The organism is Rudaea sp., from assembly GCF_047601565.1.
Classification (GTDB): Bacteria; Pseudomonadota; Gammaproteobacteria; order Xanthomonadales; family Rhodanobacteraceae; genus Rudaea.
The window spans coordinates 2,810,427-2,831,813 of sequence record NZ_JASGIY010000001.1 but is presented as its reverse complement, the minus strand read 5'-3'; the positions used below and the strand labels follow the sequence as shown (position 1 = coordinate 2,831,813).

Here is a 21,387-nt window from a genome sequence, read left to right as displayed (position 1 = left end):
AAACAGATCAGCCCGGTGGGATTCTACGAGTTACTCCGCTGCATCCATAGCCTTGCAGGTCACGCTGGCAAATTGATGACGAAATATGACTGGCGCGGAGCGATTTGCGGCGCGCGCACGGATTCGATTTGCCCAACACCCGCAGGGGCGCGATTCATCGCACCCGACTTTTGCTCGTCATTCCCGCGAAAGCGGGAATCCAGCTTTTGATTCTTTGCGATCAGCGCTTCATGGCGCGGCCGCGGGGATCGGCAAAATGCTCATCACGCGCCAGGTGCCGTGCGATTTGACCCACTCCTGGTTGAACAGGAATCGGGTAGTCTGCGCCGGTTGATTCGGCGCGCCGATCGTGAACTTCACTTCGGCGTACAACCGGGCAGCGTCTTTCGAGAGGTCGACCACACGCACGCTGGCGAGGTCGGGTTCGAGTTGCCAGGTGCCTTGGTAGAGTCCCGCGAAGCGTTGCAGCGCGGCTTCACGGCCCCAGATGGCGGTGCCGCGCGTGATCCAGAGGAACTGCGGCGAATCGCTGAGCAGACCGGATAGCGCTGTCGCGTCATGCGCATTCTGGACCTGCACGAAACGATCGAACGCGGCCCTGATCTCGGTTTCCGTGGATGCCTGAGCGCGACCCGAAGCACAGGCAAGACCGATTGCGACGACCAGTGAGGATGCGATGCAGCGGACGGTAGCGGACATGATGGTCTCCTTCGACATGATGAACCGGCCGATTGCCGGTCTGCTAGAGTTCGCGCGCAGGCATGGGGAAAGTCCTTGTGAAATTGCTGTTTTTCGCCTGCGTTTCGCCTGGGGTGATCCGTGAAGGAGCATAAAAGCGCCGTTTACCGATTCGAACGGTTTCTGCTGATGCCTAGCGAGCGCTTGCTGCTGCATGACGAGGAAACGGTCGGCCTGGCCGGCAAGGCCTTCGATCTGCTCGTGGCGCTGGTGAGCCAGGCCGGTCATTTGATGACCAAGGATGCGTTGCTCGGCATCGTCTGGCCCGGTCTCGTGGTCGAAGAGGTCAATCTCAGCGTCAACATTTCGGCTATTCGCAAGGCGCTGGGCCGCGCGCCGAATGCGGCGGAGTGGATCGAAACCGTGCCGCGCCAAGGCTATCGGTTCAAGGCGCCGGTGACCGTCGACGATCTCGCCGTGTCCGATCCCGCCCGGCTGCAGGCCATCGCCTGGCCCAAACCGATCGAAGCGCTTCCGCCGGTGGCGGCGAAGATGCCGAGGCGTGGTCTGACCTGGCTCGCATTCGGCGCGCTGGCGCTCGTGCTTGCCGCATGGCTGGGCTCGCTCGCGTTGCGATCCAGGCAACCCTATGCCGCGGTAGCGGTCCTCCCCTTTGCGGCAGACACGCCGGCGAATGCCTACCTTGCCGACGGCATCGCCGATGAAACGATCGGCGCCCTGACGCGCTTGCCCGACGTGCGTGTCGTGCCGCGCGCCTCGGTGTCCCGCTTGCGCAACGCCGACCCGATCGAAGCCGGCCGACGTCTCGACGTACCGGCTGTCGTTACCGGATCGTTCGCGCGTACCGGGGAGCGGGTGACGTTGCAAGTCGAACTGGTCGATATCACGCGCGCGGCGCAGACCTGGAGTACGCGCTACGAGATCGATCTTGCCGAGTTGCCGCACCTGCAAGGTCGCCTCATCGAAGATCTGGAGCATTCGTTGCGATTGCGTGCCGGCGCCGGCGAACAAACCCGGCACCTCGCACGGGACCCGACCCGCAACGCCGAGGCTTATCAGGCATACCTGCAAGGGCGCTTTCTATGGAACCAGCGCTCGGAGCCGGCGCTGCGGAGCGCGGTCGAGCGCTTTCGTCATGCCATCGACCTCGATCCTTCCTTTGCGCTGGCCTACGCCGCGCTTGCCGACGCGTACACGGCGCTGGGTTACCTGAGCGCGGAGCCGCCCTCTGCCACGTTCCCGGTCGCGCGCTCGTATGCGTTGAAGGCGATCGAACTCGATCCGGAGTTGTCGCAGGCGCATGCCTCGCTCGCCTACGTGCGCTTCTACTTCGATTGGGACTGGGCCGGCGCGAACGATGCCTTCCACCGCGCCATCGATCTCAATCCGAACGAACCCGTCGCGCACCAGTGGTATGCCACCTACCTGATCGCGGCCGGGCGGGCGGACGAGGCGATGAACGAGATTCGCACCGCACAGCGGCTCGATCCGCTGTCGTTGGCGATCAATACCGACGTCGGCTTCCAGCATTACTACGCCGGCCGCTACGCGGAAGCGGTCGCGCAGTTGCGATCGGTGCTGGCAATGAAGAACGACTTCGGGCTCGCCCATCTCTGGCTCGCGCGCGCGTTGCTCGAACTCGGTCGCCTCGACGAGTCCCTCGCCGCGACCCGAAGCGCCGAAGCCGTCGCGCCGGAATGGCCCGTACTGATCGCCGCCCGCGGCTACACGCTCGGCGTCATGGGGCGTAACGATGAAGCGCGTGGCGTGCGCGAGGAAATGGAGCGACTGTCGGCGCGGCGCTTCGTCACCGCATACGGCATGGGCTTGGTGTACGCCGGACTCGGCGAAAAGGACCAGGCGTTCGCCAGGCTCGACGAGGCGTTCGCCGAGCGCTCGCACTGGCTGGTCTGGCTGCGTCTGGATCCACGTTGGAAGACCTTGCGTGGCGATCCCCGCTTTGCCGATCTCGTCGGGCGTATCAAGTACCCCGAGTGATCCGTCTCATATCGTCGCAAGCGCGTTGCGCAAATCGGCGATCAGCACTTCCGGTTCCTCGAGCCCGACCGACAGACGCACGTAGTTGAGCCCCGCGCCGCCGCCCGCCGGCGCCAGCGGCGCATCGCGCGGATACACCGCGCAGACCGGAAACTGGAGCGATTCATAGCCGCCCCATGACACTGTCATGAGAAAACGCGACAGGGAATTGCAGAAGCGTTCGACGGCGGCCACCTCGCCCACGCGCAGCGCGATCGTCAGCAAGCCGCTCGCGCCGCGCATCTGGCGTTGCGTCAGGCCGAACTGCGGATTGGCCGCGTCGTGCGGGTAGAACACCTTCTCCACTTTTTCGTGGCCTTGCAGGAACGCGAGCACCTCGCGCGTCGTGCGCGCGATGCGCTCCATGCGCACCGCCAGCGTGCGCAGGCCGCGGATCATCAGCCAGGCGTCGTGCGGCGACAGGATCGCGCCGCACACCATGTAGCTCTTCTTGAACACCTCGCGGAGGATCGCCTCGCTCGCGCACAGCGCGCCGGCGACGACGTCGCTGTGGCCGTTCAGATACTTCGTCGCCGAGTGCGCGACCATGTCGATGCCGAGCGCGAGCGGCGACTGGTTGAGCGGCGTCGCGTAGCTGTTGTCGCACAGCGTGCGGATACCTCGTGCGCGGGCGATGCGTGCCACCGAAGCCAAATCCTGCTGCTCATACGTCATCGAGTTCGGACTTTCGAGCACGATCAGCCGGGTCTGCGGCGTGATCGCGCCGGCGAAATTCGCCGTGTCGGTGCCGTCGACGAAGCTCGTCGTCACGCCGAAGCGGCCGAGCAGATCGCGCAGCACGGCGCGTGTCCACGAGTACGGCCGCACGACGCAAATCACGTGGTCGCCCGCGGCCACGCTCGCGATCACGGCGGCGGAGATCGCGCCCGCGCCGCTGGAGAACATCAGGCAGTCCTCGGCGCCTTCGAGCGCCGCGACTTTCTTGCGCAGCACCTCGACGGTCGGATTGTTGCCGCGCGTGTAAGTCGTGCGCCGGAATTCATCGCGGAAGCCTTCGCGGAACGCATCCACCGTCGGAAACGCGAAGATCGAACTCTGGTAGATCGGCGGCGACACTGCGCCGCGATGCGCTGCGCGGTCTTCGCCGAGGTGATTGAGGATGTAGCTCAGATCCATGCAGGCATGCCGTTCCGACAGACCTGCGCAGGATAATGCAACCCACGCCGCGGCGGCGCAGGAAAACGCGCAAGGCGGATTGAAACCCGCCCTACCGATCTCAAAACAGTCCGCGCGCACGCCGGTATGCGAATGCTGCCACCAGCGCCGCAAGCAGCAGCAGCGTCCAGCGGTTCAGCAGCGGTGCCGGCACCGCCGGCGCATTGACCGCGGTCACCAATACCTGCGCTGTCGCCGTCGCAACGAAGTTGTCGTCGCCCGCGTAGTACGCGCTCAGCGTGTGCGTGCCGATCGTGGTGAACGTCGCCGTGCACACCGCCATCGAACTCGTCGCGCCCACGCTCAACGGCACCGCCGCGCACAGCGTCGTGCCCGGACAACTCGCCCCGCTCGTCGCCGCGCCGTCGCAGAACGTCACCGCGCCGGTCGGCGGATCGCCCGCCACCGTCGCCGTGATCGTCACCGCCGCCCCCACCATGCTCGGGCTCGGCGTCGCGCTCAGCGTCAGCGTCGTCGTGTCCTTGCCGACCGCGATCGTCTGCTGTGCCGAGGCCGTCGCGTAGTTCGCATCGCCCGCCTGATCCGCATCGATGAGACAGGTGCCCGCGCCGGTGAACGTGACGGTCGATCCCGCGATCGAACACGCGCCCGCGGTCGAGGCCGGGTCGATCGAGAACGTCACCGGATGGCCCGACGCGCCGCCCGTCGCGCTGACCGTGTACGTGCCGCCGACCACGGGCGATACCGGCGGCGTCGAAGTGAACGTGATAGTCTGCGATGCTATGCCGACCGCCACGCTCACGTTCGCCGTCGCGGCACCGTAGTTTGCATCGGCCGCCTTCGTCGCGAGGACGACGCAGGTGCCCACTCCCGTGCCGGTCAGCGTGCTGCCGCTCAGGCTGCATGGGCCGCTCGTCAACTGGTAGCTCACCGCGCCAGTGCCCGAACCGCCCGTGGTGGAGAGCGTACTCGTGCCGTTGTACGCGATCGACGGCGGCGTGGCCGAGGCGGTCAGCGCGGCTTGATCGGCCAGTTGCACGGTCAGCGAGGTTGTCGAACCGCTGCTGAGAAAATCGTCATTGCCGGAATAGTTTGCTGTGACGGTCTTGCCGCCGGGGCTGGCCAGCGTCAAGTTGCATCCTGCTGCAGCGGCAGGTACGGAGTAGCTGCACGAGACCGCGCCGTCGCTTATCGTCAGCGTGCCGGCGGGCGTGCCCGCACCCGGCAATCTCGCCGCTACGGTTGCGCCGATCCAGACCGCCTGGCCGACCGTCGCCGATGCGGGCGCAGACAACGTCACCACCGTACCCGCCTGATCGACGGCATAGTCGACCGTAGCGGACGTCGATCCTTCGACATGACTCGATGCATCTCCCGCATATTCGGCGGTGATCCCATTTACGCCCGTAGCCAAATTGGAAAGCGTCAGCGACACATTTCCCGCCCAGGTCGTCGCCGTGCCGAGCACGACCGTTCCCAGTCGGAACGTGACTGTCCCGCCATCGGGGACCGCCACGCCGTTGTTGTAGGTCACGCTCGCGGACAAGGTGGACGGCTGGCCATGCACGGGAATGGACCCTTGCGCCGCAAGCAGCGTCTGCGACTGCGCGGTGACGGTCACATCGAGCGTTGTGACGATCGAGCCGTCGCCTATGCTGGTCACGGTCAGCGTACGCGGGCCGACCGATGCGAACGTCATCGCGAAATTCACGGCGCCGTCGGTCTGCGTGATCGTGCCGGGAACGGTATCCGATGCGACGCTGCTGGCGATCTTCCATTTCGTGGTGTCGTCGATGTTCGCATCGACCACCGCATCGTCGACGTGCAGCGTGAACGGCGCGGCGGCGCCCGCGGCGACCGTGACCGTCGTCGCCCCGACGCCCATGCTGACGGTGGCTGGACCGGACAGGGAGGGAACGGGAAGCGGCAGGTTCTCGAAGGGAATGTCCGCGCGCAAGTTATGGCCGGGGGTGCTGCCTTTGACCACGTAGGAGCCGACCGTGCGGTTTGCCTTCACCGGATAGAGCCAGTAGCCGCCCTGTACGTCGAAATCGCCGAGCTCGAAATCGAGTGTGGGAAACGAAGCGCTCGCCCCGCTGTCGGGAGCTACCAGGCTGATCGGCACGCCGAACGGATTCGCGTTGTCGGTGCCCGGCGGATAATAGACGGCGCGAACGTAGCGAAAAGGAAAAGTTTGGCCGATGCGGGCGCGCATGGCGCCGCCGGCCCCACCGATGGCTCCCGTGGAAATATCCAGTACCCACGGGAAATAGTCGTCGTCGCTGTCGTAGATCGTGTTCCCGCGCGGTTGCGTCAACGGCCCGTAGGCGCCGAGGATCCGCGGTTTGTGACCGGTCGTCGCATTGGCCGCGGAATCGAGTCGCTGCGTCGCCGCGAGATTCGTGGCGAAGGCGACGTAATAGTTCGGTACGGCCGCGTCGCTGCCGTTGCCGTTGTAGGCGTCGGCGCACAATTGCGCATAGTCCGCGCTGGCGTTGCTGAGCAGGGTCTGGCGGCTTTTCGCGACGAACGCATTCGTCGCCGCCGGCGAGCCGGCGGGAGGCGTCCACGTGTTCCAGGTGATTTGCGTCGCATCGAACGCATTCGTGCGGAATACGTCGAACGCGGACGCTGCGTCGGCGCCCGGCGCGTCCGCCGCGGAATTCAGGTACGAAACGATCGTCGTTTTCTGATAGGCGCCCTCGACCGCGAAGGTGCCGACCTTGTTAAGAAGGCCCGCACTCAACGGGTTCTTGAAATACGCCAGGCCGAAGCGGCGTGCGCCGGCGGTCCCGTCCACGGCCAGGTCGGGGGATGCGGAAAAATTCGTCGCGGGCGCGGACTCGCTCACCGTCGCGGTGGCTTCGCCGCGCACGGAAAAGCCGATGGCGTCGCTCAGGGTCACGAACAACTGCGCGTCCTTGCGAACTTTGTTCTGGTCGGTGGCGGTCTCCTTGCTGACGAAGGTGAAATCGCCGTAGCTGCCGTCGTCGTTGGCCAATGCGCGAATCCGCAGTCCGTTGTTGGCAAGCGGGGCAGCCGAGGACGAACCGATCCAGCTTTTCACCATCGAGGTCACGTCGAAGGAATAGAATCCCGGCTCGGCGACGACCACGTCCTTGCCGGCGTCGTCGGGATCTTCGCCGGCACCCGTCGAAACCTCGCTGGTACACGTGGGCGCGGAATCTTCGTCCGTCCAGCAGAGGCTGTTCGTCGAATTCGACAACGCGGACAAACGCAGGCGTCCGGCCCGGCGCACGTTGCTCGCGTACAGCACCAGGCGCGCATGCACGACCTTCGACGCGTCGAGCACGTAACCGGAAGCCCCCACCGACAGTGCGCTGCCCGAAGTAGAGAATTGCACCGCATCCGCTCCGGGCAGCGTGGCGAGCGAAAGGCGCACATAGGCTTCATCGGACTGGTCGACGGGCAGCCCCGCGGAGGCATTGTTTCCCGCATAGGCGGACACGGGACCGTTGAAATTGGCCGTCGCGCCGTCGGCCACGACCGGCGCTTCCACCCATTGCGGCAGAGTGGCGTAATGGCAAGCGCCCAGACAAAGCGCAAACAGTGCCACCGCCGTGCGGCACAGCTGTCGCGCCGAGATCCAGAAACCGATCATGGTGCCGCCATTGCAATGTCGCATAGTCCCCCCCAGGTGTTTTTCCGCAATCGTTAGTCACAAGCGCACAACGGAACCCGAATCTGTCACGCCGGGAAAACTTTTCCCTGTCCGTGACGCAGAAGCGAATACCGCTGCGGAATTCCCGTATTCAATCCATACAAGCGAACTACAAGGGGGCCGACTGTCACGCCCGGAAAAATATTTTTCCGCAGGCGCCGCGGCTCGAGTGCCGGGCGGTAGTGGTCTCGTTTGAAATCCGATGGAACCGTTCGCGCTGGGCGTAGCGGCCGTCGGCCGCGAAGTCGAAGCGCCGTGCCAGCACCCTTCGACTCCGGCGCTGCGCGCCTACGCTCAGGGCGAACGGAGTTTCAAACCGGACCACTACCCGCCGGGTTGGAATTTTTGCAAAGCCAAATGCTTTGCCGCATCATCGCGGCCATTCGCGGAAATGGATGCGACGTTTTGACTTCCGACATCACCGTTCGCCTGGCCGCCTGGCGCGGCGGCGATCCGGCCGCCCTCGAACCGGTCATGCCCGAGCTTTACGACCTGTTGCGTCAGATCGCCGTGCAGCGGCTGCGCGGCGAGTCGGATTCGGCGACGCTCGATCCGACCGACCTCGTCCACGAAGCGATGGTGCGTCTGCTCGGCGCCGGCAAGGCCTTCGCCAATCGCGCGCACTTCCTCGCCGTCAGCGCGCTGTACATGCGTTCGATCCTGGTCGATCGCGCGCGTGCGATCCTCGCCGGGCGCCGGCCCGGCTCGCATGCGACGGTCACGCTCGGCGCCGCCGACGATCTGCCCGGCGACGCCGGCGCGATGGACGTAGTCGTGCTCGACGACGCCCTGCACAAGCTGGAGGCGCTCGATGCGCGCGCCGCGCGCGCGATGGAATTGTCCGTCTTCGCCAGCATGCAGCGCGAGGAGATCGCGCAAGCGCTGGACGTGTCCGTGCCGACCGTGGACCGCGACCTGCGCTTCGCCCGTGCCTTCGTCAACCGCGCGCTGGCCTGAGCGCATGAGCGACCTGCGCCGCCTGTTCGACCTCGTCTGCGACCTGCCCGCGACGCAGCGCATCGACGCATTGCGCGCGGGCGGTGCGGACGATGCGATGGTGCGCGAGGTACTCGGCCTCATCGAGGCCGATTCGCTCACGCGTACCCGCGCGCGGACGGGCATCGGCGCGATGATCGCCGACTTCGGCGCCACCGAGTTGCATGCGGGCGACGTGCTCGGCGCCTGGCGCCTCGTGCGCGAGATCGGCCACGGCGGCATGGGCGCGGTCTACCTCGCCGAGCGCGCGGACGGGCATTTCGACCAGCAGGCCGCGGTCAAGCTGATCCGCGGTCTCGGCGACGACGGCATGGCGCAGCGGTTCGCGCGGGAACGCCAGTTGCTGGCCAACCTGCAGCATCCGCAGATCGCACGCCTGCTCGACGGCGGTGCGACGCCGGGCGGCGCGCCGTATCTGGTCATGGAGTACGTCGAAGGCGTTTCGCTCGGCACCTGGTGCGAAGAGAACAACCCGAACCTCGACGAACGCCTGGGTATATTCGTATCCATTTGCAAAACGTTGCAATTTGCTCATCAGCGCTTGGTCGTGCACTGCGACCTCAAGCCATCGAACGTGTTGGTACGCGAGGACGGTGTGCCGGTGCTGCTCGACTTCGGCATCGCTCAGGCGCTCGACCGCAGCGGCGAAAGCGCGGGCGACGGCTGCCACTTCCATACGCCGCGCTATGCCAGCCCGGAACAGGCGCGTGGCGAAGCGCCGACGATCCAGTCCGACGTGTTCGCGCTCGGCGCCCTGCTCTACGAGATGGTCAGCGGACGGGCACCGCCGCCGCGCGATCCAGCGCGCACGACCTTGCCGGCGCCGAGCACGGTTGCGGCAGCGGAGCTGCCGTGGCGCAAGCGCCTCGGCGGCGACATCGATGCAATCCTCGCACGTGCCTGCGCGGCGGACCCGGCGCAACGCTATACCTCCGCGCTGGCGCTGGCCGAAGACGTGGAGCGCCATTTGCGCGGATTTCCGATCCGCGCGCGCGAAACCTCGCGCGCCTACCGCTGGCGCAAGTTCGCAGAGCGCAATAAACTCGGCGTCGCCCTGGCCTGCGGCGCGCTCGCCGTGCTGATCGGATTCACGGTTGCGCTTGCGGTGCAAGTACGCCAGGTGCGCCAGGAACGCGATGCGGCGCAGCGCCTCGCCGATTTCCTCGCCAGGGTGTTTTCCGCATCCGATCCCGCGCAGGCACGCGGCAAGGAGATTTCCGCACGCGCCCTGCTCGACCAGGGCGCGGCCAACATCGACAAGCAGGCGATCGACGATCCCAAGGTCAGGGATCGCCTGCTGGTGACCTTGGCAAATGCGTACCGCAGCCTGAGCCTCAACGACCGCGCGACGCCGATGTACGAGCAGTCGCTGCAGATCCGCGAGCGCGCCTACGGCGCCGATTCGCGGGAAACGCTCGACGCGCTCGACAATCTCGCCGGCGCCTACCTGCGCGACGAGCAGTACGACAAGATGGAGGCGATCCTGCCGCGCTGGCGCGAACTGGCGGCGAAACTGACCGGCGCGGAAAGCCGCGAAAGCAGCGCGGCGCTCAGCATGGCTGCGGCGAACGACGTGCGCAAAGGCAATCTGGTCGCCGCCGAAACGGCGCAACTGCAGGTCATCGAGATCGCGAAAAAACTGTTCGGCGCAATCAGCCGCGAGGCGTTTGCCGGCTACGGATTTCTCGGCTACATCCAGTTCTACCGCGGCAAGGATGCGGCGGCGGAGCGTGCGTTCCGCACCATCCTCGGCATGCTCCAGCAAGGCGACTGGCAGAATTCGACCCAGGTCGTGCGCGTGCTGGATACCCAGGGCAAGCTCGGCTATACGCTGACCTCGCAGGGGCGCTACGCCGAAGCCGAGCCGCTGCTGCGCGATTCGCTCGCGCTATGCCGCAAGATTCTCGGCCCCAAGCATACGCTCGTGGCCTATGCGCTGGTCGACATGGGTTTTCTCAATGTATCGCTCGGTCGCTACGACGAGGCCGGGCGCGAGTTCAAGGAAGCCCTCGACATCCAGATCGAACTGCAAGGCTCCGACAGCCTGTTCGTCGGCGGCACACGGGACGAACTGGCGCGCCTGTATCTGTATAAAGGCCGCTACGAGGAGGCGGAGCGCTTGGCGCGTGCGGCGCTGCCGAATTTCACCCTGCGCGCCGACATGCACAGGCCCGGCGAGCACGGCGAGAGCGCGTACATGGCGCGCGTGCTCAATCACCTCGGCCTCGCCCAACTCGGCTTGAATCAGCTCGACGCGGCCTCGGCGACGCTCGAGCAGGCGCTGGCAAACGAAATCCGCTTCAATAGCGAGACGTCGTTCTACGTCGCCGACGATCATCTCGCGATCGGCCGCGTGCAGCAGGCACAGGGCAAACTGAGCGAGGCGGAACGTTCGATGCGCAAGGCGCTCGCGATCTACCGAGAACACAATGAAGTGAATCTCGCCGGCCGCGCCGAAGTGCTGGAAAAACTCGGCGCGCTATTGCAGATGCAGCAGCGCGACGAAGCCAAGTCCGTGCTCGGCGAATCGGCGTCGATCCGCGCCAGGATCCTGCCGCCCGACGCGCCGCAGCGGCGCCGCGTCGAAGCGTTGATCGCCGCGCTCTAGGTTCCGCGCGGCGGCCAGGCCGGATTCAGCCGGCGTCGTCGAGGCGATGCCTCAACCGGCCAGTCCCGAGCTGCGGATGAAGTCTTTGGTCGCCGCGGCGAGCTTCGCATCCTGCATCGCCATGTGCAGCGTCGCCTGGACGAGGCCGAGCTTGTTGCCGCAGTCGAAACGCGTGCCCTCGAAGCGGTAGGCCAGCACCGAACGCTCGCCGAGCAACGCCTCGATCGCGTCGGTGAGTTGGATCTCTCCGCCCGCGCCGGGCTGGGTGTTCTCGAGCAGTTCGAAGATGCGCGCCGGCAGCACGTAGCGGCCGACGATGGCGAGGTTCGACGGCGCGACGTCGGGCTTGGGCTTCTCGACGACGAGGTTGATCTTCGCCGCGCGATCGGTGACCTTCGTCGCGTCGACGATGCCGTACTTGTCGGTCTGGTCGTGCGGCACTTCCTCGACCGCGATCACGCCCGCGCCATTCTCGCGCATCGACAGTTCGGACATCTGGCGCAGGCAGCTCTTGCCGGCGTTCCAGATGAGATCGTCGGCGAGAATCACGCCGAACGGCTCGTCGCCGACGACCTGCTTGGCGCAGAGCACGGCGTGGCCGAGGCCGAGCGCTTCGGGCTGGGTGACGAAGATGCAGCGCACGTTCTTCGGCAGCGTGCCCTGCACGAGCGCGAGCAGTTCCTTCTTGCCCGACTGCGAAAGCTTGGATTCGAGTTCGTAGGCCTTGTCGAAGTAGTCCGCGATCGCATGCTTGTAGCGGTTGGTGACGAAGATCAGCGTGTCCGCGCCGGCGTCGACGGCCTCGTCGACCGCGTACTGGATCAGCGGCCGGTCGAGCACGGGCAGCATTTCCTTGGCGACGGTTTTCGTCGCCGGCAGGAAGCGCGTGCCGAGGCCGGCCACGGGGAATACCACTTTGCGCATCGGTTTCGCCATACGTCTCCTTTCGAATCAATTCTCGTGGCGCAATTGCCTCACGCGCACCCTGACCGCGGCGATGAGCGCGTCGAGCGTCTCGTATCGCGGCACATGATAGCGGTCGGCGGTGATGTCGATATTGCCTTTGCGCCAAAAACCTTCCGGACAAGCCAGCAGCACTTTTCCCGATCGCGCATGCAAGCCGAGTTCGAGCAGTGTGACCGGACTCTGCGACGCCGGCGCGAAGTACATCAATACGATGTCCGCGCGTTCGAGCGCCGCCAATTCCCATTCTACCTGCGCCTTGAATTCCGGCTGCGCGGCCGTGGGTTTCCACGCCGGATTCCAATCGTCGCGACGCGGATTCAACAGGACGACGTTTTCGTCGGCCAGCTCGCGCTCGACCCTCGCCTGCCAATTTTCGGAGCCGCCCATGTCGATGGTGCCGGCGAGGAAAACACTCAGGCGCTTGTCGTTTTCCGGAACCACGGCCGGCGACTTGATCACGGTCGAGGTGTGCGAAGCAGCAGAGGCGGATTCCACGGCGACCGAACTGCCGATCGACATCGCAAAAAACAGCAATGCAAAACGTCCGTGACGGGCAAACGATCCGAAAAATTTACGAACCATATTGACGCCATGCCACGTCTTTCGCGATGAATCCACCGAGCATTTCCAGCTGCGAATGAAATACATATCGTTGCCTAATTCTGCATTTGACCGCGCGCGATCGGCACCACCTCCGCCTCGCCCTCGTCGCGCCAGGCGAACTCGGGCAACAGGTTCGTCAGGCAGCGGCGCAGCGTTTCCTCGTCGTAATCGCGCACGGCCTGCGCGGCGCGCGCGAGCTGGGCGCTAAGCAGGTCCCACGACATGCTGCGCGGCTGCGCGAGGAAAATCTTCGCGTGACTCGTGTCGACGTAGTTTTCCTGCGAATGAAACAACTCCTCGAACAACTTTTCCCCCGGGCGCAAGCCGGTGTAGACGATATGCACGTCGCGACCGGGTACCTTGTTGGCGAGGCGGATCATCTGCTCGGCGAGATAGCCGATCTTGACCGGCTCGCCCATGTCGAGCGCGAAGATCTCGCCGCCGGCACCCAACACGCTGGCTTGCAGGATGAGCTGGCAGGCTTCGGGGATCGTCATGAAGTAGCGTGTGATCTCCGGATGCGTCACCGTGACCGGGCCGCCGTTGCGGATCTGCTCGCGGAACAGCGGCACGACGCTGCCGGCCGAATCGAGCACGTTGCCGAACCGCACCGTGATGAAGCGCGTGCGCGAACGCGCGGCGAAGTTCTGGCAGAAGATTTCCGCGGCGCGTTTGCACGCGCCCATGACGCTGGTCGGGTTGACCGCCTTGTCGGTCGAGATCATCACGAAGCTGCCGACGCCGAAGCGGTCGGCCGCCTGCGCGACGGTCTGAGTACCGAGCACGTTGTTGCGGAACGCTTCGCGCACCTGTGTCTGCAACAGCGGTACGTGCTTGAACGCGGCGGCGTGGAAGACGATCTGCGTTCGCGCATGCGCGAACGCGCGCTCGCACACAGCTGCGTCGCCGCAGTCGCCCAGTACCGCGTTGAAGACGAGTTCGGGGAATTCCTGCCGCAATTCCTGCTCGATGCGGTAGAGGTTGTATTCGGACAATTCGAGCACGGTAAGCGATTCGACGCCGAGCCTCGCAACCTGCCGGCACAGTTCCGAGCCGATCGATCCGCCGCCGCCGGTCACGAGCACGCGCGCGCCCGACAGGCCGGTGCGGATCGCGGTCCAGTCGAGTTGCACCGGATCGCGGCCGAGCAGGTCTTCGATCGCGACTTCCTTCAATTCGTTGAAGCCCATGCGTCCGGCAACGACGTCCTGCAATCGCGGCACGGTGCGGAACGCGATACCGGTCGCCTCGCACAGTTCGACGATGCGGCGCATTTGTGCGTTGCTCGCCGAGGGCATCGCGATCAGCAGCATTTCCGCGGCGACTTCGCCGGCGAGGTCGGGCAGTTGTTCGATCGTACCGAGCACGGGCACGCCGTGCACCTTGGCGCCGCGCAGTTGCGCGTTATCATCGAGGATGCCGACCGGACGATAGCGGCGTTCCTGCGACAATTCACGGATCAGCGTCTCGCCCGCGCGCCCCGCGCCGAGCACGAGCACGCGCTTGGCCGGCATGCCTCGCGCGAAATCCAGCCGGCTGTCTTTCCAGTACCGATACGCCAGCCGCGGCAGGCCGAGGAAGATCACCAGCACAGCGGGATACACCACGAGCACCGCACGCGGCACCGTGGCGAGACGGTTGTAGAGGAACAGCGCCACGGCGATGCCGAGCGCGCCGAGCACGCCGGCGCGCAGGATGTTCCACAGGTCGGGCAGGCTGGCGAAACGCCACAGGCCCTTGTACAGGCCGGTCCACCACAGCACGAGGCCCTGCACGAACACGACGATCGCCGCCTCGGGCGCGAACGCCACGTGCGGCACTGCACCGGGTTCGAAGCTGTAGCGCAGCCAGATGGTCGCGACCCAGGCGAGCCAGACCATCGCCAGGTCGTGCAGCACCACGGCGAGGCGCGGGTGAATCGCGGCGATCAGTTTGCGCGGGCGCATCGTCGGAAAAATCCCATCCTATACTTTTCGCTGCTTCGCGTTCCGCGCCTGGCGCAGGCACCGGCGCTTGCCCGCGATCCAGACGGCCGGCCCGAAGGCGTAGATCGCACATGCCCAGGCGAATCCGCTCGCCGCAGCGCCGCGATTGGCCGCATATAGGACCGGCACGACGACGAACAAGTTCCAGCCCATGTAGAAGGCGACCACGCGCGCATGCGACGAGCCGCTGCGCACGAGCCATTGGTACAGATGCTCGCGGTGCGCACTATACCAGCGCCGGTGTGCGCACATGCGCGAGAGCAAGGTGAAGGTGGCGTCGACGACGAAGGCGGAACAGGCGATCAAGCCGCTGAAGGGCGAACCACGGAACGACAAGACCTGCAGCATCACCGCAACCGCTATCAACAGCCCGAGCGGGCCGCTGCCGACATCGCCCATGAAAGTTCGAGCCCGCGGGAAATTGAACGGCAGGAATCCGACAACTGCCGCCGCACACAACCACAGCACCGTTTGGCTGTCGCCGGAAACCGTCCACGCCAACGCCAGAAAGACGAAGACGGCCTGGCTCGCCAACAAGCCGTCGATGCCGTCCATGAAGTTGTGCAGATTGATGAACCACGCGTTGGCGAGGAGGAACACGGCAACCGCGATGAAAACAACGGCATCTTTCGTCAACGATGTTTCGGCAGCGGCGGCTTCGGCGCTTCCGGCCAAAGCGATATTCGATGTCGTCAATGTCGCGAGAAAGCGAAACAGCGGAAAGTACAACACCACAACCGAGAGCAGATGCGTGAACAGGCGCAGGCGCGCACTCAATGGTCGATGATCGTCGGCCCATCCAACCGCGGCAACCAGGACGATCGCCGCAGCAAGCCAGCCGCCGAAAATCGTTTGCTGCCCGCGAACCGCGAGGATCGCAAGCCCGGCCAGCAACGCCGCGACGATGCCGATGCCGCCGCCGCGCGGTGTCGGCACCGAATGCGAGCGCCGTTGTCCAGGCAGGTCGAGCAGCGCGCGACGATGGGCATATCGAATCGAGAGCCAGGTGACGAGCGCGGAAAAAAGCGCGCAAGCGAACAGGAGCGAAACAGTGGCCGGTTCAAACGTCATCGGCACAGGCTCTTTCCGCCCCGGCGCGAGCGCATTCCGCCATGCACCTACTCGCCCGCCACGCCATGCAGCGGCCGCACCGAGCCCCAGGTCTTGCAGCTCGGGCACTGCCAATGGTGCGACTTGGCGCCGAAGCCGCAACGCGTGCAGCGATACGCGGCCTGCCCTTCGAGCAGACGACGAGTCAAGTCCTGCAGCACCAGCAGGTTGTCGCGTGCGGGGCCTTCCGAGCGGTGCAGGTCGGTGACGATCAATGTCATCAGACCCCGGATCGACGGGCGCTGGCGCAACTGGCGGGTGAGGAATTCGATCGCGATCGGTTCGCCACGCGTACTCGCGAACAATTTGGCCAGCGCAATCACCGGGGCGACGCCGTGCGAGCGATCGATGTTGTCGAGCAGGAATTTCTCCGCGCGCTGCATCTGGCCGAGGCGCGCATAGCAGTCGAGCAGTTGCGGCAGGATCTCGGGCACGAAATCGACGTCGAGCGTGGCGACGCGCTCGAACGCGGCAACCGCGGCCTTGACGTCGCCTTCCTGCAATTCGAGATGGCCGAGCACGATCTGCGCACGCACGCTTTCGGGCTGGCTGCGCAGCGCCTGGTCGATCCACTTGCGCGCATCGGTGAACTGCTTCGCCGCACGCGCCTGCTCGGCGAGCTCGCAATAGAACTGCGCGATCGTCGCGCCCTGCGATTCGCCGGTGATCTTTTCCATGCGCCGCGCGTGCTCGATCGCCTTCTCCCAGTCCTTCTCGTGCTGATAGATGCCGACGAGGTGCCTGAGCGCGGACGGCGCCTGCGCATCCATCGCGACAAGGTCGGTGAACAGCGTTTCGGCGCGATCCAGAAGACCCGCACGCATGTAGTCTTCGCCGAGTTCGAGCAAGGCGATGGTTTTTTCTTCTTCCGACAGGTTCGGCCGCGCGATCAAGTGCTGGTGGACGCGGATCGCGCGATCGACCTCGCCGCGGCGGCGAAACAGGTTGCCCAGCGCCAGATGCGTCTCGACCGTGTCGCGGTTGTACTCGGCGAGTTGGAGGAACACCTCGATCGCCTTGTCGGGCTGCTCGTTGAGCAGGTAGTTCAGGCCGCGAAAGTAGCTAGACGACAATTCGGATACGCGCGCATGGCGGCGGCGCTCGCTGCTGCGCTTGCCGAGGAACCAGCCCGAGGCGGCCGCGACCGGAAGCAGTGCAGCGCAGACCAGGGCAAGAATCTGTGCGGTTTGCATCAGCGGCCGGACTCAACGGGCGTTCGGGATTGTGGCGACGCGGGCTGGCTCGCATCCGCATCGCGATCGATGCGGCTGGATCCGCGCGCCTGCACCCGTAAACGCCGGCGCAGGCGCAACACGAGCCCGAAATAGACGAACGCGCCGCCGAGAAGCCAGCCGATCAGCAGTGCAGCAATCAGGATCGCGCCCTTGGGCGCGCGCCATGTCGCAATATAGAAATCGTAGTCCACCGCATCGAAGTTGAGCGCGCCGAAAACGGCGCCGGCTGCGGCGAAAACGAGTATCAGGAGAATCCAAACCAGGCGCATGCGTGAGCCAAGAGTCGCTACGCCTGCGATTATCGCAGATCGAACGAATTCAGGGCTTGTCGCCGGCGATGCCGTTCACGCGTTCGCGCAATTCCTTGCCGGGCTTGAAATGCGGCACGTGCTTGCCGGGCAGCGCCACGGGCTCGCCGGTCTTGGGATTGCGCCCCATGCGCGGTGGGCGAAAATGCAGCGAAAAACTGCCGAAGCCGCGGATTTCGATGCGCTCGCCGTGAGCGAGCGCCTGACTCGCCTGTTCGAGCACGTTCTTCACCGCAAGCTCGACGTCGTTGAAAGCGAGATGACTTTGCCGCGAGGCCAGGGCCTCGATCAATTCCGACTTGGTCATGTTAGGCCGTTCCCCCCAGGAGCATTCGACCACGGACATCCTCGCAATCCGCGATCAATATCTTTTTTGATCTGCCCGGAGCAAACCGCTCCGGGCAGACTTCGCAACGTGATCAGCCCTTGTTGCCGAGCTGTTCCTTGAGCAACGCGCCGAGCTTGGTCGTGCCGCCGGCGGCCGACTGGTACTCCTCGAGCGCCGATTGCAGTTCCGCCTCGTCCTTCGCGCGGATCGACAGCTGCAGCATGCGGCCCTTGCGGTCCATGCCGGTGTACTTGGCTTCGACCTTGTCGCCGACCTTGAGGTGCTGGGTCGCGTCCTCGATGCGCTCCTTGGCGATGTCGTTCGCGCGCAGGTAGCCCTCGACGCCTTCGGCGAGTTCGATCGTGGCGCCCTTGGCGTCGACGGCCGATACCGTGCCGGTGACGATGCTGCCGCGCGGATTGGCCGCCATGAACTGGCCGAACGGATCCTGCTCGAGCTGCTTGATGCCGAGCGAAATGCGCTCGCGCTCCGGATCGACCGCGAGCACGACCGCCTCGACCGTGTCGCCCTTCTTGAACTGGCGCACGAGGTCTTCGCCCGTCGCCTGCCAGGAGATGTCAGAGAGGTGGACGAGACCGTCGATGCCGCCATCGAGGCCGATGAAGATGCCGAAGTCGGTGATCGACTTGATCTGGCCGGACACCTTGTCGTTCTTCTTGTGGATCGCGGCGAACGCTTCCCACGGGTTCGACTGGGTCTGCTTCATGCCGAGCGAGATGCGGCGGCGCTCCTCGTCGACGTCGAGCACCATGACCTCGACTTCATCGCCGACCTGGACCAGCTTGGCCGGATTGACGTTCTTGTTGGTCCAGTCCATTTCCGAAACGTGCACGAGGCCTTCGACGCCCGGCTCCAGTTCGACGAAGCAACCGTAATCGGTGACGTTCGAGACCTTGCCGAACAGGCGCGTGCCGGTCGGATAGCGGCGGCTGATCGCGACCCACGGATCCTCGCCGAGCTGCTTCAAGCCGAGCGAGACGCGGTTGCGCTCGCGGTCGAAGCGCAGCACGCGCACTTCGAGCTCGTCGCCGACGTTGACGACTTCGCTCGGATGACGCACGCGCTTCCACGCCATGTCGGTGATGTGGAGCAGGCCGTCGATGCCGCCCAGGTCGACGAACGCGCCGTAGTCGGTGAGGTTCTTGACCACGCCCTTGACGACGGCATTTTCCTGCAGGCGCTCGAGCATCTGCTCGCGCTCCTCGGAATGCTCGCTCTCGACGACCGCGCGGCGCGAGACGACCACGTTGTTGCGCTTGCGGTCGAGCTTGATGATCTTGAATTCGAGATCCTTGCCTTCGATGAAGACCGGATCGCGCACCGGACGCACGTCGACGAGCGAACCGGGCAGGAACGCGCGCACGTCCTTGATGTCCACGGTGAAGCCGCCCTTGACCTTGCCCGACACGCGGCCGGTCACGGTGGCATTGGCCTGCTGCGCGGCCTCGAGTTCGTCCCACACCATGGAACGCTTGGCCTTTTCGCGCGACAGGCGGGTTTCGCCGAAGCCGTCTTCGATGGCGTCGAGGGCTACCTTCACCTCGTCGCCGACCTTCACTTCCAATTCGCCCTGCTCGTTGCGGAACTGCTCGATCGGCACGATGCCTTCCGACTTCAAGCCCGCGTTGACGACGACGACGTCGTTGCGGATGTCCACCACGATGCCGGAAACGATCGCTCCGGGCTTCAATTTGGCGAGGGTCTGGCTCTGTTCAAACAGTTCGGCAAAACTTTCGGTCATGTTGATTCTCTAGTTGAGGAACGGATCGCCTGGGGTTGGCTAGTCAGCGCGATCCACCGGTTGCGGCACGTCGATCCTGCGACCTTCGTACCCGTTGCAATTCCTCGCTTTCGCGAGGGCCCAAAAAAGCGATTTCACCACGGATTACGCGGCTCGACACGAAATGCCGGCATGGGAGCCCGGCTCGCCGAACCCGGCTCCGTTCCGACGAAGCCGGACGCGACGAACCGCGCCTGCGCCCTACGATATCCGTGCCATCCGTGTAATCCGTGGTCAAAAAGCTCTGTCAATTGTCTTGAGAGCGGACCAACTCCAGCACCTTGGCGACGACCGCATCGATCGGCATGCCCGTCGAATCGATGAGGATCGCGTCCGTCGCCGGCTTCAGCGGCGCCACCGCGCGCTCGGCATCGCGTACGTCGCGTGCCTCGATTTCGCGCAAAAGGGTTGCTAGTGTAACGTTCAACCCCTTTTCTTTCAACTGTTTATATCGCCTTTTCGCGCGCTCTTCGGCGCTAGCCGTCAGGAAGACCTTGTGCCGGGCATCCGGGAAGATCACCGTGCCCATGTCGCGCCCGTCGGCAACCAGGCCGGGATTCCTGCGGAAATTGCGCTGTTTTTCGAACAAGGCCGTTCGCACCGACGGGATTGCCGCGATTGCCGAGGCCGCCGCGCCACAAGTTTCCGTGCGGATCTCGGCTGTCGCGTAGAGGCCGTTGACGATCACGCGGGTCTCGCCTCCGTCCTTGGGGTCGCGAAAGGAAATCTTCGTGGTCTCGGCGCAACGCGTGACCGCTTCGGCATCGGACAGATCCAGGCCCGCCATGCTTGCGGCAAAGCCGACCGCACGATAGAGCGCGCCGGAATCGAGCAGGTGCCAGCCGAGCGCATCGGCGACACGCGCACTGATCGTACCTTTGCCCGAACCCGAAGGACCGTCGATCGTGAGGACAGGAATGGATTTTTCCGGATTCGCGGAAGGCATGCGGTTCGCGGGGAGCCTGGACGCGCAATTCTAGCCCGGCGTCATTGCCGCATGCGAATGCGGGCAACTGCGGCGAACCGCAGCCTGCTCATGGGCCGTGCGCGTTACTCCACCGCCAGCGCATAGTTCGCGTGCATCAGCCCGTCATGCGTCAGCAGCCGTGCCTTGAGCATGGCTGCGTGTGCGAGGATGAGCCGATCAAACGGGTCCCGCGTGAAGCCGAAATCGAGCGCATGATCGACAACTTCGCTGAAGCGTTCGCCGGCGACGGCGATGTCCAGATGCTCGGCGAGATAACGGGCGATGGTCCTGCCGCCATGCCGAATGCGCCCGATCTCGTGCAGCAACTCGAGCTCCAGCACGACGGCGGGCGACAGCAATACCGAGCCCGAATCGAACAAGCGCGCGGCCTGCGCGCTCCAACGTCCGCCGCGGCCTTCGAATGCGGCCACTGCGACATGCGTGTCAAGCATCATCATTTTTTCGCGCGTCGACGTTTCGCCTGACCGGAGGTGGGCATCGGAGGCTCGGGCTCCGCCACGCGCAAGGACGCCCGTTGCGGCGATTCGCCCACCCACAGCGCCGGTGAAAAATGCGGGTCCGGAGCGGCGCCGATCCAGGCATCCTGCTTCCTGAGCCGAGCGAGGCGGCCGCCAGACACGGAATCTTGATCGTCTCGCACCAGCCGCAAACGCACGCCGTTGCGCACGACGATCAATGGCTCACCCGTTTCGGCGACGCGGTCGGCGAGTTGGAACAGGCGCTGGCGCAATTCGGTCAACGAAACGCTCATGGCGGTATCCTCATATCTTTCCATATGCACGTACATACGTACAATATTTTTTGATGAATAGCAAGTCCAACTGAGAGGGCGGATCGTGAAGGCTCCGGGCCAGGCGGTCGAATGTTCCCTGGGTCACACAAGCCGGGAAACGCGAACTGCCGC

General features: G+C 65.0%; 17 protein-coding genes. 3 read left to right on the top strand and 14 right to left on the bottom strand.

Translation table 11 applies throughout. The features are described 5' to 3' along the window. Window positions 1-228 precede the first annotated feature (228 nt). Window positions 229-894, bottom strand: coding sequence for a nuclear transport factor 2 family protein (locus QM741_RS12440; RefSeq protein WP_415208002.1), 666 nt, complete (start codon window positions 892-894; stop codon window positions 229-231). On the opposite strand from QM741_RS12440, the gene QM741_RS12435 reads away from it, so the two are divergent. Further along, window positions 868-2,697, top strand: a complete 1,830-nt coding sequence (locus tag QM741_RS12435; protein WP_415208001.1) for a winged helix-turn-helix domain-containing tetratricopeptide repeat protein — start codon at window positions 868-870, stop codon at window positions 2,695-2,697. The two genes, QM741_RS12440 and QM741_RS12435, sit on opposite strands and share 27 nt — an antisense overlap. Window positions 2,698-2,703: 6 nt before the next feature. Here QM741_RS12435 and QM741_RS12430 read toward each other — a convergent pair whose 3' ends face one another. Both QM741_RS12430 and QM741_RS12425 read right to left on the bottom strand, forming a co-directional pair. After that, on the bottom strand, window positions 2,704-3,873 hold the full coding sequence (locus QM741_RS12430) for a trans-sulfuration enzyme family protein (protein WP_415208000.1): 1,170 nt from the start codon (window positions 3,871-3,873) through the stop codon (window positions 2,704-2,706). Between the two features lie 100 nt (window positions 3,874-3,973). Continuing rightward, complete coding sequence (locus QM741_RS12425; RefSeq protein WP_415207999.1) at window positions 3,974-7,495, bottom strand: Ig-like domain repeat protein; 3,522 nt, start codon at window positions 7,493-7,495, stop codon at window positions 3,974-3,976. Window positions 7,496-7,960: 465 nt separating this feature from the next. Between QM741_RS12425 and QM741_RS12420 the strand changes: the two genes are divergently transcribed. Together QM741_RS12420 and QM741_RS12415 are read left to right on the top strand one after the other, a co-directional pair. Beyond that, on the top strand, window positions 7,961-8,512 hold the full coding sequence (locus tag QM741_RS12420) for an ECF-type sigma factor (RefSeq protein ID WP_415207998.1): 552 nt from the start codon (window positions 7,961-7,963) through the stop codon (window positions 8,510-8,512). A 4-nt stretch (window positions 8,513-8,516) separates the two neighbouring features. Continuing rightward, window positions 8,517-11,159 (top strand): tetratricopeptide repeat protein, encoded by a 2,643-nt coding sequence (locus tag QM741_RS12415; protein WP_415207997.1) that lies wholly within the window; start codon window positions 8,517-8,519, stop codon window positions 11,157-11,159. 51 nt (window positions 11,160-11,210) lie between these two features. Here the strand turns inward: QM741_RS12415 and galU are convergent, their stop codons facing one another. From galU to QM741_RS12360, 11 genes are all read right to left on the bottom strand, one after another. Continuing rightward, window positions 11,211-12,095: a UTP--glucose-1-phosphate uridylyltransferase GalU gene (gene galU, locus QM741_RS12410; protein WP_415207996.1), complete on the bottom strand. Its 885-nt coding sequence runs from the start codon at window positions 12,093-12,095 to the stop codon at window positions 11,211-11,213. A gap of 15 nt (window positions 12,096-12,110) precedes the next feature. Next, window positions 12,111-12,644 (bottom strand): nucleoside 2-deoxyribosyltransferase domain-containing protein, encoded by a 534-nt coding sequence (locus QM741_RS12405; RefSeq protein WP_415207995.1) that lies wholly within the window; start codon window positions 12,642-12,644, stop codon window positions 12,111-12,113. Window positions 12,645-12,781: 137 nt separating this feature from the next. Beyond that, the gene (locus QM741_RS12400) at window positions 12,782-14,674 is read right to left on the bottom strand and encodes a polysaccharide biosynthesis protein (RefSeq protein ID WP_415207994.1); all 1,893 of its coding nucleotides are present in this window, start codon (window positions 14,672-14,674) and stop codon (window positions 12,782-12,784) included. Between the two features lie 18 nt (window positions 14,675-14,692). Then, complete coding sequence (locus QM741_RS12395; protein WP_415207993.1) at window positions 14,693-15,892, bottom strand: MraY family glycosyltransferase; 1,200 nt, start codon at window positions 15,890-15,892, stop codon at window positions 14,693-14,695. Then, window positions 15,832-17,016 (bottom strand): lipopolysaccharide assembly protein LapB, encoded by a 1,185-nt coding sequence (gene lapB / locus QM741_RS12390; protein WP_415207992.1) that lies wholly within the window; start codon window positions 17,014-17,016, stop codon window positions 15,832-15,834. Before lapB ends, QM741_RS12395 begins: the two co-directional genes overlap by 61 nt. Further along, window positions 17,016-17,249 (bottom strand): hypothetical protein, encoded by a 234-nt coding sequence (locus tag QM741_RS12385; protein ID WP_415207991.1) that lies wholly within the window; start codon window positions 17,247-17,249, stop codon window positions 17,016-17,018. The genes lapB and QM741_RS12385 overlap by 1 nt, the downstream gene beginning before the upstream one ends. 127 nt (window positions 17,250-17,376) lie before the next feature. Beyond that, window positions 17,377-17,673 carry an integration host factor subunit beta gene (locus tag QM741_RS12380; RefSeq protein ID WP_415207990.1) on the bottom strand — a complete coding sequence of 99 codons (297 nt, stop codon included), beginning with the start codon at window positions 17,671-17,673 and terminating at the stop codon, window positions 17,377-17,379. Window positions 17,674-17,785: 112 nt separating this feature from the next. After that, complete coding sequence (gene rpsA, locus QM741_RS12375) at window positions 17,786-19,456, bottom strand: 30S ribosomal protein S1 (RefSeq protein WP_415207989.1); 1,671 nt, start codon at window positions 19,454-19,456, stop codon at window positions 17,786-17,788. Between the two features lie 286 nt (window positions 19,457-19,742). After that, window positions 19,743-20,441 (bottom strand): (d)CMP kinase, encoded by a 699-nt coding sequence (gene cmk / locus QM741_RS12370; RefSeq protein WP_415207988.1) that lies wholly within the window; start codon window positions 20,439-20,441, stop codon window positions 19,743-19,745. Between the two features lie 104 nt (window positions 20,442-20,545). Further along, window positions 20,546-20,914 (bottom strand): type II toxin-antitoxin system VapC family toxin, encoded by a 369-nt coding sequence (locus QM741_RS12365; protein ID WP_415207987.1) that lies wholly within the window; start codon window positions 20,912-20,914, stop codon window positions 20,546-20,548. A gap of 2 nt (window positions 20,915-20,916) precedes the next feature. Then, entirely contained in the window at window positions 20,917-21,234 is a 318-nt protein-coding gene (locus QM741_RS12360; protein WP_415207986.1) for a type II toxin-antitoxin system prevent-host-death family antitoxin, read from the bottom strand. Window positions 21,235-21,387 lie beyond the last annotated feature (153 nt).

Excerpts from the sequence above, each read along its gene's own strand:
- QM741_RS12435 (WP_415208001.1), top strand. The coding sequence starts at position 868 with ATGCCTAGCGAGCGCTTGCTGCTGCATGACGAGGAAACGGTCGGCCTG.
- QM741_RS12440 (WP_415208002.1), bottom strand. The coding sequence starts at position 894 with ATGCAGCAGCAAGCGCTCGCTAGGCATCAGCAGAAACCGTTCGAATCG.
- QM741_RS12430 (WP_415208000.1), bottom strand. The coding sequence starts at position 3,873 with ATGGATCTGAGCTACATCCTCAATCACCTCGGCGAAGACCGCGCAGCG.
- QM741_RS12425 (WP_415207999.1), bottom strand. The coding sequence starts at position 7,495 with ATGATCGGTTTCTGGATCTCGGCGCGACAGCTGTGCCGCACGGCGGTG.
- QM741_RS12415 (WP_415207997.1), top strand. The coding sequence starts at position 8,517 with ATGAGCGACCTGCGCCGCCTGTTCGACCTCGTCTGCGACCTGCCCGCG.
- galU (WP_415207996.1), bottom strand. The coding sequence starts at position 12,095 with ATGGCGAAACCGATGCGCAAAGTGGTATTCCCCGTGGCCGGCCTCGGC.
- QM741_RS12405 (WP_415207995.1), bottom strand. The coding sequence starts at position 12,644 with ATGTCGATCGGCAGTTCGGTCGCCGTGGAATCCGCCTCTGCTGCTTCG.
- QM741_RS12400 (WP_415207994.1), bottom strand. The coding sequence starts at position 14,674 with ATGCGCCCGCGCAAACTGATCGCCGCGATTCACCCGCGCCTCGCCGTG.
- lapB (WP_415207992.1), bottom strand. The coding sequence starts at position 17,016 with ATGCAAACCGCACAGATTCTTGCCCTGGTCTGCGCTGCACTGCTTCCG.
- QM741_RS12380 (WP_415207990.1), bottom strand. The coding sequence starts at position 17,673 with ATGACCAAGTCGGAATTGATCGAGGCCCTGGCCTCGCGGCAAAGTCAT.
- rpsA (WP_415207989.1), bottom strand. The coding sequence starts at position 19,456 with ATGACCGAAAGTTTTGCCGAACTGTTTGAACAGAGCCAGACCCTCGCC.
- cmk (WP_415207988.1), bottom strand. The coding sequence starts at position 20,441 with ATGCCTTCCGCGAATCCGGAAAAATCCATTCCTGTCCTCACGATCGAC.
- QM741_RS12365 (WP_415207987.1), bottom strand. The coding sequence starts at position 20,914 with ATGCTTGACACGCATGTCGCAGTGGCCGCATTCGAAGGCCGCGGCGGA.
- QM741_RS12360 (WP_415207986.1), bottom strand. The coding sequence starts at position 21,234 with ATGAGCGTTTCGTTGACCGAATTGCGCCAGCGCCTGTTCCAACTCGCC.